Below are 24,854 nucleotides of genomic sequence, written 5' to 3'. Positions count from 1 at the left end.
GCCCCCTAAAAACCTAGCATTTTGGAGAGTATCTTGGGTATACTTCTACTTTTGGCTATAACCGGAAAACAGAGCATGCCTGAAAATTGGGTTGAAATAAAAAATTTAATCTTCACTCGCGAGAGCCGTTGCATATTCAATGGTATTGATATGCTGGTTCAGCGTGGCAAAATTACCGCAATTATGGGGCCAAGTGGTTCTGGAAAAACTACTTTATTGCAGTTAATTGGTGCTCAGCTAAGACCTGACAGTGGCTGTATTCAAGTCAATGGTCAAGACATACATCAATTATCTCGCAAGGCTTTGTATGAGGCTAGGCGAAACATGGGCTTGCTTTTTCAGAGTTCTGCTTTATTTACCCATCTATCAGTGTTTGATAATGTGGCTTTTCCTTTACGGGAGCATACTCAATTAAATGAGTCCATGTTGCGTGACATCGTATTGATGAAGCTAGAAGCCGTAGGGTTGCGAGGGGCCGCTACTTTGATGCCTGCTCAATTGTCAGGTGGTATGGCCAGACGAGTTGCTTTAGCACGCACCATAGCTTTGGATCCTGAACTTATGATGTATGATGAACCATTTACCGGACAAGACCCTATTTCTTTAGGTGTTTTGGTTCGTTTGATCAAAAGGTTGAATGAGTTGTTGCATACAACCACAATTATTGTCTCCCACGACGTTGAAGAAACTTGTTCTATAGCAGATTATATTTATCTAATCTCTGGTGGAAAAATCATAGGCCAAGGAACTCCGAATGAACTCATTCAATCATCTGAGCCTCAGATCAGACAATTTATGCATGGAGAAGCGGATGGGGTTGTTCCTTTTCATTATCCTGCCAGAGCGTATATAGAGGAGCTATTAGATGCTTGAGTTCATCACACGTATGGGTAATCGTAGTTCACGGGTTTTACAAAATTTGGGAAACTCAGGCTTATTTCTGTTTTTTATGTTGTTCAGACGCCCGGGTATTTCAAAACTTTGGCCTTTGTTGCGTTATCAAATCCATTTTGTTGGTGTTTTGTCGTGCTTGATTATTGTTGTTTCTGCTTTATTTATTGGAATGGTTGTGGGGCTTCAGGGTTATAATACGTTGCAAAAATTTGGCGCTTCAAGCCAGTTGGGTCAGTTATTAGCCTTAAGTATCTCAAGAGAACTTGGACCAGTAATTAGTGCTTTGTTGTTTGCTGGACGTGCAGGTTCAGCTTTAACTGCCGAAATTGGTTTGATGAAAGCAACAGAACAATTATCAAGTATGGATATGATGGGAGTTGATCCTTTAGGAAGAGTTATTTATCCTCGTTTTATAGCGGGTTTTATTACATTACCTCTTTTGGCATTGATTTTTTCTGCTGTTGCTATTTTTGGTGGTTATTTTATTGGTGTTCACTGGTTAGGTGTTGATGCAGGAAGTTTCTGGTCCAATATGCAAGCAGCTGTGGATTTCCGAATCGACGTACTCAGTGGTATCATTAAAAGTTTGGTTTTTGCTTTTGTTGTAACCTGGATTTCTGTATTCCAGGGTTTTGAATGTGTGCCTACTGCAGAAGGTATTAGTCAAGCGACGACTAAAACAGTAGTTTATTCATCGCTTGCTGTATTAGGACTTGATTTTTTGTTGACCGCAATGATGATTGGAGATTGGTAAATGAGTAAGCAACGTTACGTAGATTTTAGTGTTGGCCTATTTATGTTGCTTGGTATATTGGCTTTGCTGGTCATGACAATGAAAGTAAGTAATTTTTCTAGTTTTGGATCTCATGACAGTTATGATGTAACGGCTGATTTTACCGATATTGGTGGCTTAAAAGTGCGGGCACCTGTTACTGTAGCAGGAGTTAAGATTGGAGAAGTAACCCATATCGAGTTACAGCCAGGAGAGCTTAATGCAAAGGTAACTATGCGTTTGCGAAGTGATAAAAAAATACCGTATGACGATGCTTCCGCACGCATTTTGACTGAAGGGTTGCTTGGTTCCAATTATATTAGTATTGTTCCAGGCTTTGAGGATGAAGGGGATAAAGAACATCCTTATTTGCAAAATGGAGACGTGATTGGAAAGACTCAAGAGGCAATTATTCTAGAAAATTTAATTGGTCAACTACTATTTAACATTAAAAAATAAGGTCAGAACATGAGAATAATAAAAACAATTTTATTAGTTGCCAGTGTGATTTTATCTCCGATAATGAATGCATCACAAAATTCTCCTATTCCGATGTTAGAGCAAACTGCCAACAACATCATTGCTACTCTAAAGGAAAATAAGGACAACTTGAAAAGCAATCCGAATATTATTTATCACGCTGTAGAAACAAATTTGCTTCCTATTGTTGATGTCGCAGGTATGTCACGTTCTGTTTTGGGAAGACAAGCTTGGACCAAGGCAACGAATTCGCAAAGAGCGCAATTTTCTAAAGCGTTTACGCGCTTGGTAATTCGTACTTATTCCAGTCCTTTGTCACAATACACTAATGAAAGCATACAATTTTTACCTTTAAGAGGCTCTTTGAACTCTCGATTTTTGCGTGTTAACAGTATTATTATTCGTGCTGAAGGTCAAAATATTCCATTGTCTTATAGTCTTGTTGCTAAAAATGGTCAGTGGAAGATCTATGATCTTAGTGTTGAAGGGGTTAGCCTGTTGCAAAGTTTCCGTTCGCAGTTTGCTGCCGCATTACAAAATTCCAGTATTGACGAAGTCATCAAGTTAATGGATCAAAAACAACTTAAAAGGACTTCCTAATTGTGAGTAGTGCTAATTTTAAACCTGGTGTTGATCTGACATTTAAGTCAGTAGTTGTCGTGCGAGCCAAGCTCTATCAGGCTTTGATGGAAGATAAAAGTGACCGATTTAGTTTGGATCTAAGTGATGTAAAGCATTGTGATAGTGCTGGTTTAGCATTGCTTATCGAAGCTAGAAAATTATGTAAAAAAAACAATAAGTTTTTTGAAATTATAGGTATGCCTACCGAAACTCAATCTTTAGTAGAGTTTTGCGGTGTGAAGGGCATTTTGGAGGCTGTGTAATATTTGATTGTTCTAATAGGAATGCCTACTTTTTAAAGAGCGGTTACTTTTTTAGGATTATAAATTGTAGCCTGGGTGACGGTGTGAGCCAGAGCCCGGGTTTTCTTTTTTATTTGGAATAACAGAATATTGGATGATGCATTTGTTTCATCTCAGATAGCTTTGTTGTCAAAAGTTGTATTTATTTCAATTTGTGAGCTAATTTTAATGATAAGTAATGAAGAAATCGAACAAAAATTTAAAGCCATCGATGATGTTTCTTACATCAAAGTGGAGGGGGATGGTTATCAATACCAGATAACTATAGTCAGTGATGTTTTTTTAAATAAAACAAAGGTCGCCAGACAGCAGTGGGTTTATGCGCAATTGAAAGAATTGATTACCACCGGCAGGCTTCATGCGATTAGCATGAAGACGTGGACAAAAGAAGAATGGGGGATGCAACATGGATAAATTATTAATAAATGGTGGTAAGGCACTAAATGGCGAAGTAGTTATTTCGGGAGCAAAAAATGCTGCTTTACCTATTATGGCAGCAAGCTTACTTGCAAGAGATCATGTCACCATTTCCAATGTTCCTCATCTGAAAGACATCACTACCATGATGGAGTTGCTTGGTCAATTAGGCGCTCAATTAATTGTTGATGAAAAAATGAATGTCCAAGTTGATGCCAATCAAGTGAATGAGTTTGTTGCTCCTTATGATTTGGTTAAAACCATGCGGGCTTCGATTTTAGTGTTGGGGCCTTTACTTGCTCGATTTGGTAAAGCAGATGTGTCTTTACCCGGAGGTTGTGCTATTGGAACAAGACCTGTCGATTTGCATTTAAAAGCATTGAAAACTATGGGCGCTGATATTACCGTGAAAAATGGTTATATCAATGCTCGTTGTCGACGAGGTCGCTTGCAAGGCAAACGTTTAATGTTTGATACAGTCACTGTTACAGGTACTGAAAACATACTTATGGCAGCAACCCTGGCTGAAGGAACAACAATTATCAAAAATGCTGCTCGTGAGCCTGAAGTGGTTGATTTAGCTAATTTTCTAATTCAAATGGGTGCAAAAATTTCTGGTGCAGGAACCTCAATAATCGAAATTGAAGGTGTTGAGTCTCTTTCTGGAGGCACCTATTCAGTAATGTCTGACCGGATTGAGGCAGGAACTTATTTGGCTGCAGGAGCTCTGACCCGAGGACATGTTACTGTAAAACGAGTTCGTCCTGATACGTTATTATCGCAATTATGTAAATTTGAAGAAGCTGGCGCAGAGTTAACCATAGGTGAGGATTGGGTAAGTCTTAACATGCATAACCAACGTCCACAAGCAGTAAATATTTCTACCGCACCGTATCCTGCTTTTGCAACAGACATGCAAGCTCAATTTATGGCAATGAACTCAGTTGCGGAGGGTTCCTCTACTATAGTTGAAACGATATTTGAAAATCGTTTTATGCACGTACAAGAATTACAACGCATGGGCGCGCAGATTCAACTTAATGGAAATACTGCAATAATTAATGGAGTTGAACGATTAACCGGAGCACCCGTAATGGCAACTGATTTACGTGCTTCAGCCAGTTTGATTTTGGCTGGATTAGTTGCTGATGGTGAAACTACTGTTGAGCGTATCTATCATGTAGATAGAGGTTACGAGCGTATAGAAGAAAAATTATCTTTATTAGGCGCTGACATCAAGAGAGTTTCAGACCGGTGATTACTAAAGAGGAATTATCCTTATACCTGCACCAACTATTGAGCTGTGAACGATATAGTGATTATGCTCCCAATGGAATGCAAGTTGAAGGTAAAGAGCAAATTCGCCGAATTTGTACTGCAGTGACCGCTTCTGATGAGGCGATCACTGAGGCAATTGCATGGGGTGCAGATGCTTTGTTAGTTCATCATGGTTACTTTTGGCGCGGTGAAGCACCAATGGTTATAGGGATGAAGCGTCAACGAATTTATAAATTATTGTGTAATGAATTAAATCTATTCGCATATCATCTTCCTTTGGATTGCCATACTGATCTGGGAAATAATGCCTGTTTAGCCAAATTATTTGAAGTGGACTTTGTTCATACGCACCGGGCAGGAGGTACTGATAATCTGATGTGGTCAGGAAAGTTAGCTCAAACAATGAAGCAAGTAGAGTTTACTGAATATTTAACAAAAAAGTTACGACGAACCCCATTGTTCATTGCAGGTAGTGAAAAAGCGATCACACATATTGCTTGGTGTAGTGGGGGAGCACAGGATTTTATCGAAGATGCATTCCGTTTAGGCGTGGATGCTTATATCAGCGGGGAAATATCTGAACGAACTTATTATCAAGCAAAAGAATTAGGTATTCATTATTATTCCTGTGGCCATCATGCTACTGAACGTTATGGAATTCAGGCTTTAGGTAATCATCTTGCTTCTCAGTTTGAGCTAGAGCATTTATTTATTGATAGTGAAAATCCTATATAAGCTAATTCCTTCAGCTTGATCATCATAAATAGCCAATATTTGAAAATGAATTGACTTAGATGTGCTACATTTAATAAATCAATAGTGATTTACCATATGTTACTCTTGTACCAGTAAGCGTCATAGGCTAACATGATTTAATAATCGCTAAAGGATTGTTTTAATGAGCAATTTTCGTTACTTTATGTTTTTAGTTTTTTTATTTTGTTCCTTTTCGAGTCATTCAAATGCTAATGAAAAGCACAATAAAGCTTTTCGAAATTTTTGGCATCCTACTTATCTAGGGGAGCGTCTGGATTATTGTACTGTGGATGGTAAGGAATGTGGCAAAATCGTAGCGGATCGTTATTGCCAAATGCTAGGTTACGATTATTCGAGCGATAATGAAATTGCCTACAATATAGGATTAACACATTACCTATCAACCAGTTCAAACTGCAAAGGCTGGCGCTGTAATGGTTTTATGACCATAGTTTGTGCTACTGGATTATCTCATACCCCTCCAAAACCTTATCATTATCGGGAAAAGAGTTTTGCTGCCCCTCGCTTTAATGATTATCGTGTGGATTGGTGCTATGACCAAAAGCAAGGTTGCGGTTCACGTGCAGCAAATTCCTTTTGCAGTCGTATGGGATATATACACGCCAAGCATTTTGTGAAAGAAACCCAAGTAAGTGCCACTAAAACAATCGGTAGCCAAGAGTTATGCTTTGGGAATCAGTGCAATGCGTTTAAATTAATCGTGTGTTATCGATAGTGAGTTATTGAAATCTTTCCTCGCTTTTGGAGGAAAGAATGATAATGCAAGTATATAAAACTTAAGGATAAGTTTATGAGTATTAATGACAAAGTTTTTATCATTGATAATAATGAAAGTCGTGGCAACACGTTGCGTACCATACTTGATTTTATTGGTGAATCTACTGAAGTCAATAAGTATAGCGAGTGGAAAGTGGCTGATATTGAGCCTAATGTTATACTTCTGGGAGCAAGTGAAGCAATACAGGAGACAATCAATGAGCTGGATGCTTTGGTAAACAAATTTCCCAATGTTCCAGTTATTCTCGTAGGCCAAAAATTAAATAATACTCAATGCCTCTTACGCAATGTTGTTGCTTGTCAAACGTTCCCATTTACTTATGCCCAAATAATGGAATCCTTGCATCAATGCCAAATTGCTAAGGAAGCAGTCAAATCTATTATTAGCAGCAATCATAAAAATCCTTTATTACGCAGCCTTGTGGGGAATAGTGTCAGTATTCGTAATGTTCGCAGATTAATAGAGCAAGTATCTGATACTGAAGCAAGTGTTCTAATTCTAGGGGAATCTGGTACAGGTAAAGAGGTTGTAGCACGTAATATTCATTCTCTGTCTTCACGAGCTACTAAGCCTTTTATTCCTATTAACTGTGGTGCCATTCCCGGAGAGCTGCTTGAGAGTGAATTATTTGGTCATGAGAAGGGCGCATTTACTGGCGCGATTACCTCACGCCAAGGACGATTTGAATTAGCAAATGGCGGTACTTTATTTCTTGATGAGATAGGTGATATGCCGTTACCCATGCAAGTCAAATTATTACGGGTATTACAAGAGCGTTGTTTTGAGCGAGTAGGTTCTAATAAAAGTATTGATGTGAATGTAAGGATTATTGCTGCCACTCATAGAAATTTGGAGGAAGCGATTAAAGAAGGGAAGTTCAGAGAGGATTTATTTTACAGGCTTAACGTATTTCCCATAGAAATGCCTCCTCTCAGGGAACGAGCAGAGGACATTCCATTATTATTTAATGAGTTGATCTCTCGCATCGAAAGTGAAAACAGACCTAGCGTACGCTTAATGCCGGATGCTATGGCTACGTTAAGTCAGTATAGCTGGCCAGGTAATATTAGAGAGTTAGCTAATTTAGTCGAGCGATTAACTATTCTGTATCCCAAAGGAATTTTGAGTGAAAAAGATTTACCACAAAAGATTCGAGGTGAATATAAGCCTCCGCATACAGAATCAGATACATCGAGTTCTGAACGAGAAGCTTTATTAGAAGCGATGAGTCAGGAGCAGCTTTCTGGTACAGAGGGTATAGACCTAAAAGAACATTTGGTAAAAACTGAGTTAGCCCTTATTAGTCAAGCATTACATGAGTCAGATTGGGTAGTTGCACATGCTGCAAGTTATTTGAATATGAGGCGCACCACTTTGGTAGAAAAAATGCGTAAATATGGTCTTACCCGTCCCGAACGAGTTTGAAGCGTTTCTTGAGTTAGCTATTTGGCAAGGTGTGTCAGATAATTCACATATATTATGTAAGTCCCGGGTTTCGCTACGCTTCACCCAGGCTACATTGTAATCAGTTAAACTACTTACTGTTTCGTGTCATCGGTTTTCGGTTCTTCTGGTGGTTCAACTGGTTGCGTGGATTCATTAGATGCGCTTTCTTCAACGGTTTTTTTAGGCTTAGCCTCTTTAACAGGCTCTACATTTGTTGTTTGCTCTGTTTTTTCCGTTTCCTCTGCTTGTTGGGCTCTATTTTCTTTATAGGACTGAACGATTTCACCAACACTTTTTTTGATATCTGTATATAACTTGCTTGTCATTGAAGCTAACTCTTTGAGATCTGGCAGTTTTGTTTTAAAGTCACTCATAGCTCACTCCATTATGTAATCTAAATTAATTATATACCATTATCTCAAATTCAGCTGTTGATTCAGTATTTTGAATATTAAAGCTTTTTATTATTCATCCTTATAATTCAACTGCTGAATTTAATTGGTTAACCCCAGGGTTGCATAAACCTCATTGCTGGTTTAAGCAATTTATTAGCTAGAGTAGCTTTGGGTGGCACAGTTAGTTTGAATGCTTTAAAGTTTGCAATTTTTTCTATCAGATAGTCATCACTTGTGCATAATTTATCGACGAGATGCAGAGCAAAGGCATCTTTGGCTAACCAATGTTCTCCTGTAGAAACTTTATCTATATCCAGTTGTTCGCGATGTTCAGCTACATAATTTCTAAAAGCAGCATGAATTTTTTCCAGATCTTCCTGAGCCTTTTTCTTGCCTTTTTCAGTATTCTCACCTAGCAATGTTAAAGTTCGTTTATACTCTCCGGCAGTTAACAATTCCACGTCAATATCGTGTTTTTTAAGCCAGCGATGGAAATTAGGGATTTGGGCTACTACACCTATAGAGCCAATAATCGCAAAAGGTGCTGCAATGATCTGATTCGCAACACAGGACATTAGATAACCGCCACTGGCGGCCATTTTATCAATACTCACAGTCAATGGAATATTTCTATCACGAATACGTTGGAGCTGTGACGCAGCCAATCCATAGCTATTGACTACCCCACCAGGACTATCCAGGCGAACTAAAACTTCATCTCCAGATTTTGCAATGCATAGTATGGCTGTTATTTCCTCTCTAAGTTGTTCTACCTGGGAGGCTCTAATGTCCCCATGAAAATCAAGAACATAAAGAGTTGGCTGTTCTTCTTTATTTTTTTTCTTTTTCGGCGGCTTTTTGCCAAGAACTTCTTTGTTCATTATGGATATGATATGATCATGATGCTCATTTAATGATGTGATTTCCAGTTTAGGCTTGGGTTTGCGGCTCATGGAAAAAAAACCTGCAAATATTATGAGAAAGGCAATCACTACAGTCACTGATTTTAAAAGAAACATACCGTATTGAGCTAAAAATTCCATCATTAACCTTTAAAAAATAAAAACAAAATTATGGCTCTCAATAAGAGAGTACGCAAGAGCTAGTTTAAGTATATTCAATAAGTTGTAGGGGAATGTAATATTATGCCTTCTAATGAAAGATTAAGACAAAAGAAAATTGAGAATTTGCAGTATGCAGCATTAATTCTCATCAAGCTGATAGATAATAAATTAAAGAAGGATGTTGAGAAAGAAGGTGTTTTTCGTATATCTGCATTTTCAGAACCAAGGCGTAAAGCCCTAGTTGCTGAAATTGAACAAGGAAGGATTGATTTCACTGAAATGACAATTCTGCAATGTGCACAAGTACTAAAAGCAATTTTGGGCACATTACAAGCCAATAACGAGCTCTTGTTTACAGCTATTGAATTAGGCACTTTAATCAAAGCGAAACAGAACAATGAAAATTATCTAGAAAAAATAAAACACATCTTGGAACAACGCTCAGAAATTAATCAAAAAATAGCCTTTTGCTTGTTAAGAATGTTAAACAATGTTGCCAATGATGAAAAAACCAAGATGACATCTGATAATTTGAGTCGAATGATTGGTCCCAATCTATTTCCAATGTTCGATAATAATGATTTAAGTTCCATAAAAATAATCGAGAAACAAAATGAAATTTGTTCTGATCTGATCACTAATGCTTCAATTCTTATCAAACCACAATTCTACATAGTCAGTACTCATTATGAAGCTCAAGTAAAAAATGCATCAGAAAATAGATTCCATCTTTTCAATGCAAAGAGTCACAAATTAGATGGTGATTATAAAAAATTTACTGGTGATTTATTAAAAAGCCAAATTCTGTTGAATTTTAAAAAACAACTTGAAAACGCTACTGCGCAGAATCTTGAGGAAGTAATAACAAAGTTAGAAAAATCGCCTGAGTATAAGGTGCTTGCTGCAAGTCAAGGACTTACAACCTGGGTTTTGAGCTTTTTTGTGCAATGCGATACCTCTTCTGTAAAAGCTTTTAGAGAGATGGTCGCAGAACGAAGAAGCGATCTGGAATTTGAAAAAACCTTGGAAATGAAATAACACTTGTTTTGTTTTTTAGTTCAAGTACTATTCTTTTATTAGAGTATAGCCCGAGTAGGGTAGCGGCACTGCTATTAAGTGAACTTGTTAGAAATATAGTCTATGTCATCTCCGCGAAGGCGGAGATCTATTTTTTAGAGTGGCTTAGCGCTTCATGTAGAAATAGATTTCCACCTTTGTGGGAATGACAAAAGTACTTGATTTAATGACTTAATGGTAGAGAAGTGCGGCTGAACTGGATATTATAAAGTTGAAATGGTTCAAAGTTTTCGCTATGCCTCATCCAGGCGTTGGCACCAACCCACAGTGTATTATTGACCTATGCTTGATGTGATTAACCTTGATTTTGATTATCAAGATAAGCCTTTATTAAATAAGGTGGCTTTTCATTTGCCGTCAGGGGGATTAATTCATTTACGTGGGAGAAATGGTGCAGGCAAGACGACTTTATTGAAATTAATCGCCGGTTTATATCATCCGCATCAGGGTGAAATTCAATTTCTAGGGCGAAATATAGACCAGGACCGAGCAACTTATCAACGCCATCTATGTTTTGTTGGTCACAAATCAGGGATTAATCCTAATTTAACGTTAAAAGAAAATTGTGTTTTTGATCTTCATTATACTTCTTCATGTTCACGTACCATCAAGAACGATGAATTGAGTAAGCTAAAAGAATTCGCTTCGATTTTTAAACTTGAACATCATCTAGATATCCCCTGCGGCCTATTATCTACAGGACAGCGCAGGCAAGCTGGTTTACTACGCTTGTGGTTCTCTGATGTTAAATTATGGTTGCTTGACGAGCCTTTAGTGGCGTTAGATGATAAGGCCATTACACAGATTATGGATAAAATAGCAGCTCATCGAAAGCAGGGTGGGGCTGTATTATTGACGTCGCACCAGCAATTGCCACTCAACTCCTCTGATTATGAGGAGTATTGTTTGTGATTTCATCATTTGCTTTATTTACCAAACAATGCAAACGCGAGTTGCTTATTCAGGTGCGTCAAATTCGTTTTTTAGTCAACTCCTGTTTGTTTTTTTTAATGTTCCTTTTTATGTTTCCTCTTACAGTAAAGCCAGAGATCATTTTGCTTAGAACTATAGCTCCTGGATTGGTGTGGATGGCGATACTCTTGTCTTTATTGCTCTCAGCAGAGCGCTTATTTCAACAAGATTATGAGCATGGGGTAATTGAACAATGGATTGTTTCTGGTCAGTCATTACCATTGCTAGTTAGTGCAAAAGTAATTGCGCACTGGTTATTTAATTTACTGCCGTTACTCATTTTATGCCCCTTAATTGCTTTATTGTTTTCATTAAGTTTATGGGAGACAGAAGTACTTGCGCTTACTATTATTTGCGGAACTCCCGCTTTACTTTTTCTTTGTGCCTTGGCTGCTGCGTTTGGTGTCGGAGTCAACCAAAAAGGTCTTTTGATGGCTTTGATTTTATTACCATTAACCTTACCTTTACTTATTTTTGGAAGTGGAACTTTAAATATTGCCATGCAAGGTTTACCAGTTAGCGCTTATCTGGCCTTGTTATCAGCAATATCGGTAGTTGCTGTGGGATTTTTACCTTATGCAATTGCTGGAGTGATGCGCATCAGTCATGTTGAATAGGAGCTGATTCCCTTTTTACTATTTTGGCCAAACTGTCTTGATTATGGATTTTGCGAATAAGTGGATACGTGATAAAATCCGCTTTTTTTGATTTCAATTATTCCTATGTGGAAATTATTATACCAACTGGCATCGCCTAAGTTATTTTATAATTTTGCTGGACGCCTTATTCCAACTTTGGCAGTAGGTGCTTTGGTTACGTTATTTGTTGGTATCGTTTGGGGACTGGCATTTACTCCGCCTGATTATCAACAAGGCGATGCATTCCGTATTATCTATGTGCATGTCCCCAGTGCGTTTTTATCGATGATGCTCTATGCTTGGATGGGGTTTTTAGCGGTATTGCTTTTGGTTTGGCGTATTAAGATAGCAGGTCTTTTGATTAATATTGTGGCTCAAATGGGTCTTAGTATGGCTTTTCTTGCGCTGGTAACTGGAAGTATCTGGGGAAAGCCCATGTGGGGGGCGTGGTGGGTTTGGGATGCTCGTTTAACATCTGAATTAATCCTTTTATTGCTTTATGCGGCGATTTTAGCGACTCACTATGCTATAAAAAGCAAAGAAGATGGAGATAAAATCATTGCCATCTTAACTTTAGTTGGAATACTTGATTTACCAATTATTCATTATTCAGTTTATTGGTGGAATACCTTACATCAAGGATCCACTTTGTCGGTTTTTGCCAAACCCAAAATTGATGGCAGCATGTTATACCCCTTATTGTTGACCATAGCGGGATTTATTTTATATTGTTTGTGGATTATTTTAGGGAAAGCACGCCAGGAACTATTGCTTAGGGAAAAAAGACAATCTTGGGTCAAGATTCAATTTGAAGGGGAAGTTAAATGAATCAGTTTTTAGAATGGTTGGCGATGGGAGGATATTCCATTTATGTGTGGCCAGCTTATGGTTTGGTTTGTGTTGTTTTAGTAATGAATTTATTAGGTATGAAATGGAAAGGAAAGCAAACACGCCAAAAATTACAACAATGGTTTAAGCGATAAAGATGACTCCAGCACGCAAACGCAAGATAATGATTCTAGTATTTACCCTGTCTATTTTATCCATTGCTGCAGCGTTGGTTTTATATGCTCTAAGACAAAATATTAGCTTGTTTTATACTCCAACCCAAGTTGTAACTGGTGAAGCGCCACGACAGCATAATATTCGTGTGGGGGGAATGGTTAAGAGCGGTTCCATTGTCCGTTCGAAAGAAAGTTTGAATGTCACCTTTAAAATAACTGATTTTGATAAGACGATTACCGTAACTTATAAGGGGATTCTTCCTGATTTGTTTCGAGAGGGGCAGGGTGTAGTTGCTGAAGGGCAGCTGCTTGATAATCAACATTTTCGTGCCTCACAAGTATTGGCGAAACATGATGCAAATTATATGCCGCCGGAAGTGAAAGCCGCTTTATCCAAAAAGGTACACTCATGATTGCAGAATTAGGGGTTTTTTCTTTAATTTTGGCTTTGCTTTCGTCCATAATGCTTGCCTTTGTTCCTCTTGTAGGGTTGCAACTAAAGCGCAGTAATTGGATGGATGCTGCAGGTACCTATGTGGTCTGCCAGTTTTTCTTTATGGCCTTGTCTTATTTTTTCCTGACCCTTTGCTTTTTAAAGAATGATTTTTCAGTTATTTATGTAGTAAGTAACTCGAGTATTTCCTTACCTTGGTTTTACAAACTCTGTGCAGTATGGGGCGGACATGAAGGTTCTATGTTGTTATGGGTCTGTATTCTTAGTTTTTGGATGTTGCTTGTAGCTTTTTGCAGTACGGGTCTCGATAAGGCTATGCGTACGCGCGTTTTAGTTGTTCTTGGCTGGTTAAGTATAGGTTTTATTCTGTTTTTACTGACTACCTCCAATCCTTTTTTACGCCAATTTCAATTTTTAAATACTCAAGGTCGTGATTTGAATCCATTATTACAAGATCCAGGGTTTCTATTTCATCCGCCTATGTTGTATATGGGGTATGTTGGTTTTTCTGTGGCTTTTGCTTTTGCTATAGCGGCACTTTGGGCCGGCAAGGTAGAAACCAGTTGGTCCAAATGGACTAGACCATGGACCTTAGCTGCCTGGTGTTGTTTAACTGCTGGGATTACTTTAGGAAGTTGGTGGGCCTATCGAGAGTTAGGTTGGGGAGGATGGTGGTTTTGGGATCCAGTCGAAAACGCTTCTTTTATGCCTTGGCTGGTAGGAACTGCTTTATTGCATTCTTTGGCAGTGACTGAGCAACGCCAACAATTTAAAGCGTGGACGATGTTGTTGGCCATTGCCGCTTTTTCTTTAAGCTTAATTGGTACTTTTCTTGTACGTTCCGGTGTTCTCACCTCGGTTCATGCATTTGCCGTAGATCCGCAACGTGGATTATACATATTGGGATTTTTACTATTTGTTATTGGCGGTTCTTTATTATTATTTCTTTTTAGGGCACAAAGCTTGCATTCAGGCAGCAACCCAAGTCCTTTTTCCCGAGAAAGTGCGTTGTTATTAAATAATGTTTTCTTAGTGGTAATTATGCTTACTGTTTTAATGGGAACAGTGTATCCGTTGCTTGTTGAAGGGTTGGGGCTAGGTAAATTATCTGTAGGTGCTCCCTATTTTAATGCGGTATTTGTTCCGTTGATGGTTCCTTTGCTGTTATTGATGGGAATTGGTATTCATTTAAGATGGAATAGTGATCGTTGGCAAGATGTGTTAAAGAAACTTTGGAAAATGGCATTTCTCAGTTTTTTATTTCCTTTCATTTTGTTGCTTACTGCTTCGAGAGAATTTGACATTACTGCCTTTATGGGCTTGATCCTGGCATTCTGGGTGATTTTAAGTACGACTCAGGCGGCTTACAGACGGATTTACGAGCGTGGTTTATTCCAGGTAGGGCAGGCTTATTGGGGAATGATTCTGGCACATTTAGGTGTGGCAACTACGGTAATTGGCATTGCGGTGTCTACAGCTTATGGTGTACAAGATGATGTGCAAATGGAGCCTGGAAAAAAAGTTACTCTGCAAGGTTACTCTATCGAGTTTATGCAGCAAGAACCATTATCTGGCCCCAACTATAAGGGAACCAAAGCGCAATTTAAAATAAATTATCAAGGTAAGACGAAGATGATTTACCCTGAGAAAAGGTTGTATACAATAGGTCAAATGCCCATGACGGAATCGGCAATTGATGTGACACCTTTTAGAGATATTTACATTGCCCTCGGTGAACCATTAACTAATAATTCATGGTCGGTAAGGCTCTATTATAAACCTTTAATTCGCTGGATTTGGGCGGGTGGATTTATGATTTTAGCTGGTGGTTTTTTTGCATTGACTGACAGACGATATTATCGAAAAAGACAGTCGGTAGCAGTTGGTGTTCAGGAGTTAAAAGCATGAAAAAAATAGGATGGAAGGTTATTCCAATTACTCTTTTTTTGCTGCTTTGTGTTTTTCTTTGGCGTGGTTTATCTCTAAATCCACATGAGTTACCTTCTGTTCAGCTGGGAAAGCCATTGCCTCAGTTTAGTCTACCTCAATTGCAGGCTCCGGGTTCCCTTATTAATTCCAATCAATTACGCGATCAGGTGATTTTGTTAAATGTTTGGGCCAGTTGGTGTTCGGCATGTATTGATGAGCAAGTTTTTATGTTGCAACTGGCACGCGAAGGAATACCAATTTATGGGTTAAATTATAAAGACAAAGCAACTGATGCACTCCGATGGTTAGAGCAATGGGGGAATCCCTATAAACTCGTTATCCAGGACCAAGATGGAAGGGTTGCGATTGATTTAGGAGTTTATGGAGCACCAGAGACTTTTGTTGTTGATAAACAAGGAATAATTCGTTATCGACATGTGGGAGTTATGACTCAAGAGGTATGGTTAAAAGAGGTTTTACCCTTGATAAAGCAGTTGGAGCAGACTTCATGAGAATAGACCTCATCTTGTTTGGATTTTTACTTTTTTTATGTTCATCAGTTTGGGCAAGCAGCATTTATCCTTTGGATTCAGCTCAAAAAGAAGCTCAGTTTAACCATTTACTCAAAGATTTGCGGTGCCTTGTTTGTCAAAATCAAGATTTGGCGGATTCTAATGCTGAGTTAGCCAAAGACTTGCGTGCTCAAGTATATCGAATGGTTAAAGAGGGTAAGAGTGATAATGAAATAAGTGATTATCTAACTGCTCGTTATGGCGATTTTATTCTATTCAAACCACCAGTTAAGGCGGTGACTTTTTTACTGTGGTTTGGACCTCTTTTATTTTTATTACTAGGATTTGTTATTTTCTGGCGAACTTGTTTTAGAACTCGAGAGAAGAAGCATACTTCACTTGAACTAGGTTAGTGAGTCATGGAGAGGGTTCTCGAACCCAGGTATTATTTAAAATTAGTGAGTTTCTTATGAATGAATGGTGGTTATTGGGATTATTAGCAGGTCTAACAGGACTGGCCTGTATGTTCATAATTTACCCATTCAGGCGTCATTTTATAGCGGGTTTGCTGCTGGTCCCGTCTATATTTTTACTCGCATTTGCTGGATATTTTTATTGGGGTGGTTTTGGTGGATGGCAAGAGCACGTTCATCAACTGAATTCTCAGGAACAAGCTAAAAAAATGTTAGAATCCGTAAAAAGTCCGCAAGAATTAATCGATAAATTACGCGCAAAATTGGATGACACTCCAAAAAGTGCTAAAGGATGGTATCTTTTGGGACGCTTATATACTAGCCAAAATAAACAGCAAAATGCTGTAGATGCTTTTGCGAAAGCATATCAATTTAATCCAGATGATGAACAATTCGCCATCAATTATGCACATAGCTTGTGGGTTCTGAATAATCAGCAATTTACCCAACAAATTACCGAGATTTTTAGTCAATTATTAAAAAATAATCCCAATCAGCCAGATGCATTAGCCATGCTTGCGATGGATGCTTTTGTGAGTCATGCTTATGAGGATGCCATAAGTTATTGGCAACGCTTATTAAAACTGGCACCAGAACAATCAGAAGAGGCTAATGCTATTCGGAAAGCAATTGCTAAAGCTGAAGAGCATATTAGATTAAGAGAGAAAAATCTGGATTGATGTTGGCATCTGAGGTAATGAAGGAACGTGCCTGAAGTGAGGCACGCTGAATTTTAAGAATAGTCAAGAGAGCTGGATTTCAAAGTGTATTCATGGATGGTTTATCAGGATAATCAAACTCCTTAGATGGTTCTTTATTTGAAAGGAAAAATCCTCGTTTGAACCCCCCGAAAGTAGGTTTGTCTTCTTTCTGCTTAGCTGCAGGAGTAACAACCGACGTTTGCTTTGTTGCAAGATCTTCTTTAGGAATAGCATTCGCTTCATGATATGCTTTGACAAAGCTTTTATGTTCCTCTTCAGAAATAATCGAATATTTCTGCAATACATCTAAAATGCTATCTAATTTACCCTCATTAATGGCTATTGCAAATTGAGCATGATAATGATCATCCTCCATTTCAAAATCGTCTTGATGATATAAATAATGATCAGCATCATCGCGATGTACAAAGCGATAAACACCCAACTCGTTTGAGCGATGCATAAAAAAATTATTGACTTCAGCACTAACGCAATTCATTTTAGAGAACAATAGAAGAAAAAGTAAGCTTAATTCATCTTTTACAGGAGGTAGGCTACTTTGTTGTAGGCTTGGTTTGGGATAAACAGTCAAGGTATCGTTATATAAACTAAGATTAACTTTTTTGCATAAATGGGTAAAAGCCTTAGGCATTGAAAACTCCTAATCGTTGGATTTATTTGACTAAAATATGCCCTAAGAGTTTATTGTAAAAACATTAAGGTTTTATTAAGAAAGGCCTAAATTTGCAAAGAATTCATCTAACTTATCAAAGCAAGACGCATCTGAATCAAGATAAAATTACAAAGAATGGGAAATTTATAATACTTATCTTTTTGATAAGAAACATGTTCTATTTGTAATGCAATTAATTTTAAATCTGCTAGTCTATAAGTAGGCATCGGAATTTTAAGGAGAAAATGATGTATAAGAGGGTATTGTTTGCTACTGACTTTGACGAAGTTGGTATTATAGCAGCGCATAAGGCAAAAAAAATTGCTGATGAGAATGGCGCTGATTTGATATTAGTTCATGTCGTAGAGCCCATTCCTGCATATGCATATCCTGGTTTTGCCGGATTTGCTGAGGTTGAATTATCTATTCGAGAGCAAGCCGAAAAAGAACTCAATGATTTAGGCCAAAAGTTAGGAGTGGATGCAAAACACCGATTTATTGAATTTGGTTCCACCAAAAATGAAATTTTAAGAATTGCACAAGAGCGACATATCGATTTGATTGTTACAGGAAGTCATGGAAAGCACGGTCTTTCATTATTATTAGGCTCAACAGCAAACTCTATTTTGCACGGAGCTCAATGTGATGTTTTGATTGTCCGCTCTGCTCATCCAGAAAAATCATAAAATGTATCTCGGGGCAACGAAGCGAAATTCAGAGAATATAGGAATCTTTTAAAACCTAATTTTTGCTTTTGCTTGCTCCTGGAGCTGGAACGACGCCTAATAATTTATTTTCAATCTTCTTATTATTTCTCAACTGGGCAGAAAACAAGTATACTACTAGGTTTCGAGTTACACGATTGAATTATTATGAAATTGTTGCGCGGGATTCAACATTTTTCTGCTTTTGATAAAGGTGTGGTAGCTACTATTGGAAATTTTGATGGTGTGCATTTAGGTCATCAAAATCTTATTAGGACTTTAAGAGCTAAAGCAAATGAATTAAAGTTGCCTTTAGTCCTTATTCTATTTGAGCCACAGCCCAGAGAATATTTCCAACAGGAGAAAGCACCTGCAAGACTCTCCAGTTTAAGAGAAAAATTAAATGCGTTACGCTCATGCCAGATTGATTATATATACTGTCTAAAATTTAATAGTGGATTAGCGCAAACATCAGCGGCAGATTTTGCACGTACTTATTTGTTTTCTACACTCAATGTGAAGTATCTACTCATAGGTGAGGATTTTCGTTTTGGCAAAAATAGAGAAGGCGATGTGAGCTTGTTGAAGGAACTCAGTTCTGAATATGCTTGCGATGTGAATATTTATTCAAATTTTTGTATCAACGAAAATCGAATCAGTTCAACACGAATTAGAACAGCTTTACAGGATGGCGAGTTGAGCATAGCTACCAAATATCTGGGTAGGCCTTATAGTATTTGCGGGCGTGTATTACATGGAGATGGACGCGGACGTCAGTGGGGAATTCCTACAGCAAATCTGGCTCTTCATCGGTACTCGTTACCGCTACAAGGAGTATTTGCAGTTCAGGTCCGAATTGCCTCCAAAATGGTTTATGGTGTCGCTAATGTTGGACGCCGTCCTACAGTAGATGGCAGCAAAAATATTTTGGAAGTTCATCTATTCGATTTTAATCAGTCAATATATGGCGAATTATTGCAGGTGTTTTTCTTGCACAAATTGCGTGATGAGGTTAAATTCACTTCGGTGGATGCTTTAATTGCACAGATTTATGATGATATTGCGGTGGCGAAAGAATTCCTCAAGAATTGTAATGAAATTACCTCTATATCAAAGCTAGGTGTAGATTTGAGTGCCGGTTGAATGAAAATCATTTTGGAAGGGCAGGGATAATGCGCGTTTTTCCAAAATGTTTTTCATACTAAGATGCACCCGATGCGAGCTATATCCTGATACGGGGTGAGAAGTCACCAAAAGTTTAACGATTTTGCAGAGCGAACTCTTATGGCAGAATATAAAGATACATTAAACCTTCCTAATACTTCATTTCCGATGAAGGCAAGCCTGGCTACCCGAGAACCTGAGGTTTTGGCTGATTGGCAAGCAAAAAAGGTATATGAAAAAATTCGTAAAGCCCGTGCTGGATGTAAGCGTTTCATTCTGCATGATGGTCCACCTTATGCGAATGGTCATTTGCACTGCGGACATGCGTTAAATAAGATTCTTAAAGACATTATTGTTAAATCAAAATCACTTAGTGGATATGACGCGCCATTTGTTCCTGGATGGGATTGTCACGGGTTACCCATTGAACTTAATGTAGAGAAAAAAATAGGCCGAGTTGGTGACAAGGTATCCGCTCGAGAGTTTCGTGCTAAATGCCGTGAGTATGCTGCCAGCCAAATTGACATTCAGCGAGAAGAATTTCAAAGGCTTGGAGTTTTTGGTGATTGGTTCAATCCTTATGTCACTATGGATTTCCGTTATGAAGCCAATATCGTGCGCGCATTGGGGCTGATGATTAAAAATGGTCATTTACAACAAGGTTTTAAACCAGTACATTGGTGTATTGATTGTGGTTCTGCTTTAGCTGAAGCAGAAGTTGACTATGATGAGAAAACCTCTCCATCGATTGATGTCGCTTTTTTTGCAGTAAATCCTGAAGAATTTATTCATTTGTTTCAAGTAAATGCAGAAATAAAGCCCCTAGGTCTTCCTATTTGGACAACTACTCCATGGACTTTACCTGCTAATGAAGCGGTATGTTTGCATCCTGCGATTGATTATTCCTTGGTCGATACTGGTGATGCATATTGGATACTCGCTACTGATTTGGTTGAATCTGCGATGGCTCGTTATGGGATGAGTCAATATACAATACGTGGCTCGGCGAAAGGAAAGCAATTTGAACATTTAAAATTGAAACATCCTTTTTATAATCGTTTTGTACCAGTGGTATTAGGTGAGCATGTCACTACCGAGTCGGGTACAGGAAGTGTACATACTGCGCCCGCTCATGGTCCAGATGATTATCTGGTTGGTAAAGCGTATAATTTACCTTTGATTAATCCAGTTAAAGGAAATGGTTGTTTTGCTGATGATGTTGAACTTTTTGCTGGACTTTCTGTATTGAAGGCTAATGAGACCATCTTAGGTGTTTTAGCTGAAAAAGGAGTCCTTTTAGCTAAAGAAAATATTAGACATAGTTATCCTCATTGCTGGCGGCATAAATCACCGATGATTTTTTTGGCTACGCCTCAATGGTTTATCTCTATGGATAAAAGCCAGTTAAGGGAACATATTGTCAAAGAAATTGATAAAGTAACTTGGGTTCCTGATTGGGGCAAGGCTCGTATTAGCAATATGGTTGAAAATAGACCCGACTGGTGCATATCAAGACAAAGAGCCTGGGGCACTCCTATGCCTTTGTTTGTACATAGCGCGACGCGTGAATTGCATCCTAATACACTTGAGCTGATTGAAAAGGTCGCTTTACTTATTGAGAAATCGGGGATCGATGCCTGGTTCGAAATGGATGTAAAAGAGTTGCTAGGGGATGATGCTGAGTTTTATGAGAAAATTAATGATACCATGGACGTGTGGTTTGACTCAGGAGTAACTCATTTCTGTGTTTTACAACAAAATAATGCTTTGGCTTTTCCTGCAGATATTTATTTCGAGGGCTCAGATCAGCATCGCGGTTGGTTTAACTCCTCGTTAACTACTTCCGTGGCCATGTATGGTGTTGCTCCTTATAAAACCGTATTGACTCATGGATATACGGTGGATGCTGAAGGTAAGAAACTTTCTAAATCCAAAGGAAATTATGTTGCTTTAGATCAATTGGTTAATCAACACGGTGCTGATATTTTACGTTTATGGGTAGCCTCTACTGATTACCGACATGAAGTGAGCATTTCGGATGAAATTATTAAGAGAAATGCAGATGCTTACCGCAGAATTCGTAATACAGCCCGCTTTTTGTTAGCTAATTTATTCGATTTTGATCCGGCAATTGATTGTGTCCAAGACAAAGATCTTTTGGAGTTGGATAAATGGGCATTAAAGCGCAGTCAACTCTTACAAAAAGAAATTATAGAAGCCTATGAAAGCTATCAATTTCATATTATTTACCAGAAGATTCATAATTTCTGTGCAGTAGATATGGGAAGTTTTTATCTTGATTTGATTAAGGACAGACAATATACCACAGCAAAAGAAAGCAAGGCCCGTCGTTCTTGTCAAACTGCGATGTACCACATTATTAGGGCATTCTCTCTTTGGTTAGCTCCCATATTATCCTTTACGGCTGAGGAGATAGGGCGCTATATACCTGGATATAACCAGGAATCAGTCTTTACTGAACTTTGGTATGATGCGTGGCCTCAAATTGATGATGTGAACATGATGGATTGGGATGAATTGCATTTAATCCGTGATGAAGTGAATAAGGCGTTGGAGGAAACACGTCAAAAAGGAGAAATCGGTTCTGCTTTGGCTGCAGAGGTAACTTTATATGCTGACGACAAAGTATTACCTAAATTGACTCGTTTGGGCGAGGAATTGCGCTTTTTATTAATTACATCAGGAGCAGCAGTTCATCCCATGAGTTCAGCCCCTGCTGGCTTGTCTGCTACGACATATGGTGTTTCGATTGCTGTTTCAGCAAGTAAGCATGAAAAGTGTGCTCGTTGTTGGCATAGACGACCCGATGTGGGACAAGATGTTCAACATCCCGAGCTCTGTTTACGTTGTGTTGGCAATATCAGTGGCCAAGAGGAAATGAGGCAATTTATATGAAAAAATGGCCATGGTTTATATTAAGTCTTGTAGTAATTATTTGTGATCAAGCAAGTAAATACTTGGTGAGTGCTTTTTTAACTCCCTATAAACCATTACCTGTTTTTCCAATGTTTAATCTTACTTTGGCTTATAATTCTGGCGCTGCTTTTAGTTTTTTAAGCGGTGCCGGAGATTGGCATCGGTGGTTTTTTGCCGTCTTTAGCTTAATAGTGAGTAGTATACTTGCTATCTGGCTGTATCGTACTGCGAGCCATGCTAAGTTACTTTTGGCAGGGATAAGCCTTATTTTAGGTGGTGCTATAGGTAATCTGTTCGATAGAGCATATCACGGTTATGTAATTGATTTTATAGATGTCTATTATAAACACCACCATTTTGCTACTTTTAACATAGCAGATAGTGCGATTTGTATCGGAGCTGGATTTTTCATTTTGGATTTATTGGTTAATAAAAGCAATTAATTAGGTTCTATTAGTATTGGCATTTCTTCAATGCCTTTTTTACTTAGAACTTCTTGTGCTTCTTCTTTTAGTTTCTGAAATTGACTGGCAATTTCTTTTTCTTGTCGTAGTTCATTGCTAATGCCTAATATTGCTTTGATTTTATTTAAACGATCTTCAATTGATTCCTCATTTAGAGCTTCTTTTAATTCTTTAAACATACTTTTATACGAAGATGAGAAAAAGGATAGGAATGCATGTCCCAGGGTATTTTCTTTGGTATGGATAAAATCTGACACCAATACAATTACACTCGATTTTTGACTCTTACATTCTTTGACCATATAGTTGATGCTTAATTGAAGTCCTTGAACATTCTCCTGAGCTCTAGCTATAGAGAAGTCCAAAGCGGCAATTTTTTTTGCTATTGATAAGTCAGAAGGTAAAGGAAGAACTGTGTGCCTTATTTTATTGCTTGCCTCATCAAGGAATAATCTAAAAGAGTCTTCCAAGCTTGTACAATCTACATGCTTCTTCAATCGTTCTATTTTTTCATGGATGCTTTTAAGCGATTGAATCATTTTCTTTTGCTTTTCCAAATTATTAATCAATTCCTCAATATCACTATTTATCTTTGCCAATGCATTTGTTGTTTTATGGCTTATAACATCGACAACCTCTTCTAATAAATCCCTTTTAACCTTTTTTAATTCTGCTAAGTTATTTAACTCATCTTCTATGCTAATAATGAGGTGATAAGGCTTTTCTTCATCCGGAATTAATTTGTGTCGTTCAATTTGAGTCTGAATTATTTGCAGAGGTTTTAAGGCCGTATCATTTTTACTCCTCAATATCTCTAAAGAAATCGTCTTACTTGGGATGCCTCCGATAAATTGAGGAAGGCCCCAACGTCCTGTCCACAACAATGAGATTGCTTGTTCCTGATAAGAGCCATGTTGGTATTTAAAATATTCGTTCCATCCCGATCTTTCATTTTCTGGTATATCAAGATCGATCAGAAGTTGATTGAATTTTTTTTGAGTATCATACTGGCTCCAAAATTGACTCATTAGGTCTTCGCTGCTTACTGAAGGTTGCTCATTTAATAATTGTTGTAATTGAGTTATTCGATTAAATTGTTCTTGAGGAAAGGTATTTATATTTTGCAGAATTTGCGCTTGTTGCATTTTTAAGTGATTTAATTGATCTTTAAAGCGTTGATATGAAATATCTTCTTTAGGAGCCAGTTTTTCTAATGGATCAACTAATTGAACTGAAGGTCTATTTTTATTTTCCAATTTGTTTTTTAATTCATTAAATTTATCAGTCAACAGGGCTTTTATGGCTCCCATTTCATCTTTATATTTTTTAGGTGTCAGGTATAAAGTTGTTAATTTTTCCTCAAATGAAGATAGGGAAGTGTACAGTGCCAATAAGATATCATGGCTCGTTTGTTCCCCTTGATTGATATCGTATTTTTGAATCCAGCCTTTCATTCCATCTATTACTTTATTAATTGCTTCTTGATTCAGTCTTAATCCTGTTATTCCCACCCAATTAAATGCATTGACCCAACCATTACTTAAACCAGATAAGAGCATATCTATAAAGGCAATTTCAGGATGATCTTTAGGTAAATTTTGTTTTCGTTCGATTGCTAATGCTGTTATAGCAAAAACTAAAGTCCAACTACGCTTTCCACCACTAACCTTGTCAATTTTGGCAGACATACTGCCTGTTTTTTCTTTCATTTCTTTGGCAATATAATTCAATTGCTGTGCAAGTGGTAACCTCTTACATTGATTAATAAAATCAACAAGTGCTTTTTTTATGCCTTCTTTGTAGTTATCAAATAAAGGATCGTTTTTGTGTTTTCCGTTATAACTGGAAAGAGTCGCTATTGTTTCATCTAAAATAGCGTCAGTCAGCATAGTAAATAGCCTATAAAAACTAGGTAATTAACCTATTAT

At 37.9% G+C, this 24,854-nt stretch carries 28 protein-coding genes; 24 read left to right on the top strand and 4 right to left on the bottom strand.

Annotated elements, in window-relative coordinates; translation table 11 throughout:
* The first annotated feature begins 75 nt into the window (after positions 1-75).
* The 10 genes from ELY20_RS09620 to ELY20_RS09575 all read left to right on the top strand — a co-directional run bounded on the left by ELY20_RS09620 (position 76) and on the right by ELY20_RS09575 (position 7,744).
* Complete coding sequence (locus tag ELY20_RS09620; protein ID WP_110143470.1) at positions 76-873, top strand: ATP-binding cassette domain-containing protein; 798 nt, start codon at positions 76-78, stop codon at positions 871-873.
* On the top strand, positions 866-1,648 hold the full coding sequence (mlaE, locus tag ELY20_RS09615) for a lipid asymmetry maintenance ABC transporter permease subunit MlaE (protein WP_110143469.1): 783 nt from the start codon (positions 866-868) through the stop codon (positions 1,646-1,648). Before ELY20_RS09620 ends, mlaE begins: the two co-directional genes overlap by 8 nt.
* Complete coding sequence (mlaD, locus tag ELY20_RS09610) at positions 1,649-2,125, top strand: outer membrane lipid asymmetry maintenance protein MlaD (RefSeq protein ID WP_110143468.1); 477 nt, start codon at positions 1,649-1,651, stop codon at positions 2,123-2,125. It abuts the gene before it with no gap.
* 9 nt (positions 2,126-2,134) lie between these two features.
* On the top strand, positions 2,135-2,746 hold the full coding sequence (locus ELY20_RS09605; RefSeq protein WP_110143467.1) for an MlaC/ttg2D family ABC transporter substrate-binding protein: 612 nt from the start codon (positions 2,135-2,137) through the stop codon (positions 2,744-2,746).
* Positions 2,747-2,748: 2 nt separating this feature from the next.
* Entirely contained in the window at positions 2,749-3,030 is a 282-nt protein-coding gene (locus ELY20_RS09600; RefSeq protein WP_110143466.1) for an STAS domain-containing protein, read from the top strand.
* Positions 3,031-3,237: 207 nt separating this feature from the next.
* Complete coding sequence (locus tag ELY20_RS09595; protein ID WP_110143503.1) at positions 3,238-3,483, top strand: BolA family protein; 246 nt, start codon at positions 3,238-3,240, stop codon at positions 3,481-3,483.
* Complete coding sequence (gene murA / locus ELY20_RS09590) at positions 3,476-4,744, top strand: UDP-N-acetylglucosamine 1-carboxyvinyltransferase (RefSeq protein ID WP_110143465.1); 1,269 nt, start codon at positions 3,476-3,478, stop codon at positions 4,742-4,744. The genes ELY20_RS09595 and murA overlap by 8 nt, the downstream gene beginning before the upstream one ends.
* The gene (locus tag ELY20_RS09585) at positions 4,741-5,499 is read left to right on the top strand and encodes a Nif3-like dinuclear metal center hexameric protein (protein ID WP_110143464.1); all 759 of its coding nucleotides are present in this window, start codon (positions 4,741-4,743) and stop codon (positions 5,497-5,499) included. Before murA ends, ELY20_RS09585 begins: the two co-directional genes overlap by 4 nt.
* Positions 5,500-5,662: 163 nt before the next feature.
* Positions 5,663-6,256: a hypothetical protein gene (locus ELY20_RS09580; protein ID WP_110143463.1), complete on the top strand. Its 594-nt coding sequence runs from the start codon at positions 5,663-5,665 to the stop codon at positions 6,254-6,256.
* 75 nt (positions 6,257-6,331) lie between these two features.
* Positions 6,332-7,744 carry a sigma-54 dependent transcriptional regulator gene (locus ELY20_RS09575; RefSeq protein ID WP_110143462.1) on the top strand — a complete coding sequence of 471 codons (1,413 nt, stop codon included), beginning with the start codon at positions 6,332-6,334 and terminating at the stop codon, positions 7,742-7,744.
* A gap of 113 nt (positions 7,745-7,857) precedes the next feature.
* On the opposite strand, the gene ELY20_RS09570 is transcribed toward ELY20_RS09575, so the two are convergent.
* A complete protein-coding gene (locus ELY20_RS09570) occupies positions 7,858-8,139 on the bottom strand; it encodes a hypothetical protein (protein ID WP_110143461.1) in 282 nt (93 codons plus the stop codon).
* A gap of 128 nt (positions 8,140-8,267) precedes the next feature.
* Entirely contained in the window at positions 8,268-9,203 is a 936-nt protein-coding gene (gene sohB / locus ELY20_RS09565; RefSeq protein ID WP_165831630.1) for a protease SohB, read from the bottom strand.
* Positions 9,204-9,305: 102 nt separating this feature from the next.
* On the opposite strand from sohB, the gene ELY20_RS09560 reads away from it, so the two are divergent.
* The 10 genes from ELY20_RS09560 (at position 9,306) to ELY20_RS09515 (ending at position 16,963) form a co-directional block, all read left to right on the top strand.
* Positions 9,306-10,262, top strand: coding sequence for a RhoGAP domain-containing protein (locus ELY20_RS09560; protein WP_110143459.1), 957 nt, complete (start codon positions 9,306-9,308; stop codon positions 10,260-10,262).
* Positions 10,263-10,583: 321 nt separating this feature from the next.
* Complete coding sequence (gene ccmA, locus ELY20_RS09555; protein WP_110143458.1) at positions 10,584-11,213, top strand: heme ABC exporter ATP-binding protein CcmA; 630 nt, start codon at positions 10,584-10,586, stop codon at positions 11,211-11,213.
* Positions 11,210-11,890, top strand: a complete 681-nt coding sequence (gene ccmB / locus ELY20_RS09550; protein ID WP_110143457.1) for a heme exporter protein CcmB — start codon at positions 11,210-11,212, stop codon at positions 11,888-11,890. The genes ccmA and ccmB overlap by 4 nt, the downstream gene beginning before the upstream one ends.
* 105 nt (positions 11,891-11,995) lie before the next feature.
* Positions 11,996-12,739 carry a heme ABC transporter permease CcmC gene (gene ccmC, locus ELY20_RS09545; RefSeq protein ID WP_199739197.1) on the top strand — a complete coding sequence of 248 codons (744 nt, stop codon included), beginning with the start codon at positions 11,996-11,998 and terminating at the stop codon, positions 12,737-12,739.
* On the top strand, positions 12,736-12,894 hold the full coding sequence (gene ccmD / locus ELY20_RS09540; RefSeq protein WP_058468303.1) for a heme exporter protein CcmD: 159 nt from the start codon (positions 12,736-12,738) through the stop codon (positions 12,892-12,894). The genes ccmC and ccmD overlap by 4 nt, the downstream gene beginning before the upstream one ends.
* 2 nt (positions 12,895-12,896) lie before the next feature.
* Complete coding sequence (gene ccmE, locus ELY20_RS09535) at positions 12,897-13,328, top strand: cytochrome c maturation protein CcmE (RefSeq protein WP_110143455.1); 432 nt, start codon at positions 12,897-12,899, stop codon at positions 13,326-13,328.
* Positions 13,325-15,277, top strand: coding sequence for a heme lyase CcmF/NrfE family subunit (locus ELY20_RS09530; protein ID WP_110143454.1), 1,953 nt, complete (start codon positions 13,325-13,327; stop codon positions 15,275-15,277). The genes ccmE and ELY20_RS09530 overlap by 4 nt, the downstream gene beginning before the upstream one ends.
* Positions 15,274-15,810, top strand: coding sequence for a DsbE family thiol:disulfide interchange protein (locus tag ELY20_RS09525; RefSeq protein ID WP_110143453.1), 537 nt, complete (start codon positions 15,274-15,276; stop codon positions 15,808-15,810). Before ELY20_RS09530 ends, ELY20_RS09525 begins: the two co-directional genes overlap by 4 nt.
* Positions 15,807-16,223, top strand: coding sequence for a cytochrome c-type biogenesis protein (locus tag ELY20_RS09520; protein ID WP_110143452.1), 417 nt, complete (start codon positions 15,807-15,809; stop codon positions 16,221-16,223). The genes ELY20_RS09525 and ELY20_RS09520 overlap by 4 nt, the downstream gene beginning before the upstream one ends.
* Positions 16,224-16,279: 56 nt before the next feature.
* Positions 16,280-16,963, top strand: coding sequence for a tetratricopeptide repeat protein (locus tag ELY20_RS09515; RefSeq protein WP_110143502.1), 684 nt, complete (start codon positions 16,280-16,282; stop codon positions 16,961-16,963).
* Positions 16,964-17,042: 79 nt separating this feature from the next.
* On the opposite strand, the gene ELY20_RS09510 is transcribed toward ELY20_RS09515, so the two are convergent.
* Positions 17,043-17,636 carry a hypothetical protein gene (locus tag ELY20_RS09510; protein ID WP_110143451.1) on the bottom strand — a complete coding sequence of 198 codons (594 nt, stop codon included), beginning with the start codon at positions 17,634-17,636 and terminating at the stop codon, positions 17,043-17,045.
* Between the two features lie 269 nt (positions 17,637-17,905).
* Between ELY20_RS09510 and ELY20_RS09505 the strand changes: the two genes are divergently transcribed.
* The 4 genes from ELY20_RS09505 to lspA all read left to right on the top strand — a co-directional run bounded on the left by ELY20_RS09505 (position 17,906) and on the right by lspA (position 22,905).
* Positions 17,906-18,343, top strand: a complete 438-nt coding sequence (locus ELY20_RS09505; protein ID WP_110143450.1) for a universal stress protein — start codon at positions 17,906-17,908, stop codon at positions 18,341-18,343.
* 186 nt (positions 18,344-18,529) lie between these two features.
* The gene (gene ribF, locus ELY20_RS09500) at positions 18,530-19,504 is read left to right on the top strand and encodes a bifunctional riboflavin kinase/FAD synthetase (RefSeq protein WP_110143449.1); all 975 of its coding nucleotides are present in this window, start codon (positions 18,530-18,532) and stop codon (positions 19,502-19,504) included.
* A 141-nt stretch (positions 19,505-19,645) separates the two neighbouring features.
* Positions 19,646-22,441, top strand: a complete 2,796-nt coding sequence (gene ileS / locus ELY20_RS09495; protein ID WP_110143448.1) for an isoleucine--tRNA ligase — start codon at positions 19,646-19,648, stop codon at positions 22,439-22,441.
* Positions 22,438-22,905 (top strand): signal peptidase II, encoded by a 468-nt coding sequence (gene lspA, locus ELY20_RS09490; RefSeq protein WP_058468294.1) that lies wholly within the window; start codon positions 22,438-22,440, stop codon positions 22,903-22,905. The genes ileS and lspA overlap by 4 nt, the downstream gene beginning before the upstream one ends.
* Here lspA and ELY20_RS09485 read toward each other — a convergent pair.
* A complete protein-coding gene (locus ELY20_RS09485; RefSeq protein WP_110143447.1) occupies positions 22,902-24,815 on the bottom strand; it encodes a hypothetical protein in 1,914 nt (637 codons plus the stop codon). The genes lspA and ELY20_RS09485 overlap by 4 nt on opposite strands.
* Positions 24,816-24,854: the final 39 nt, after the last annotated feature.

Source organism: Legionella qingyii (assembly GCF_003990155.1).
GTDB lineage: Bacteria > Pseudomonadota > Gammaproteobacteria > Legionellales > Legionellaceae > Legionella > Legionella qingyii.
The sequence above is the reverse complement of the archived record's forward strand: the minus strand, read 5'-3'. Positions and strand labels throughout refer to the sequence as shown.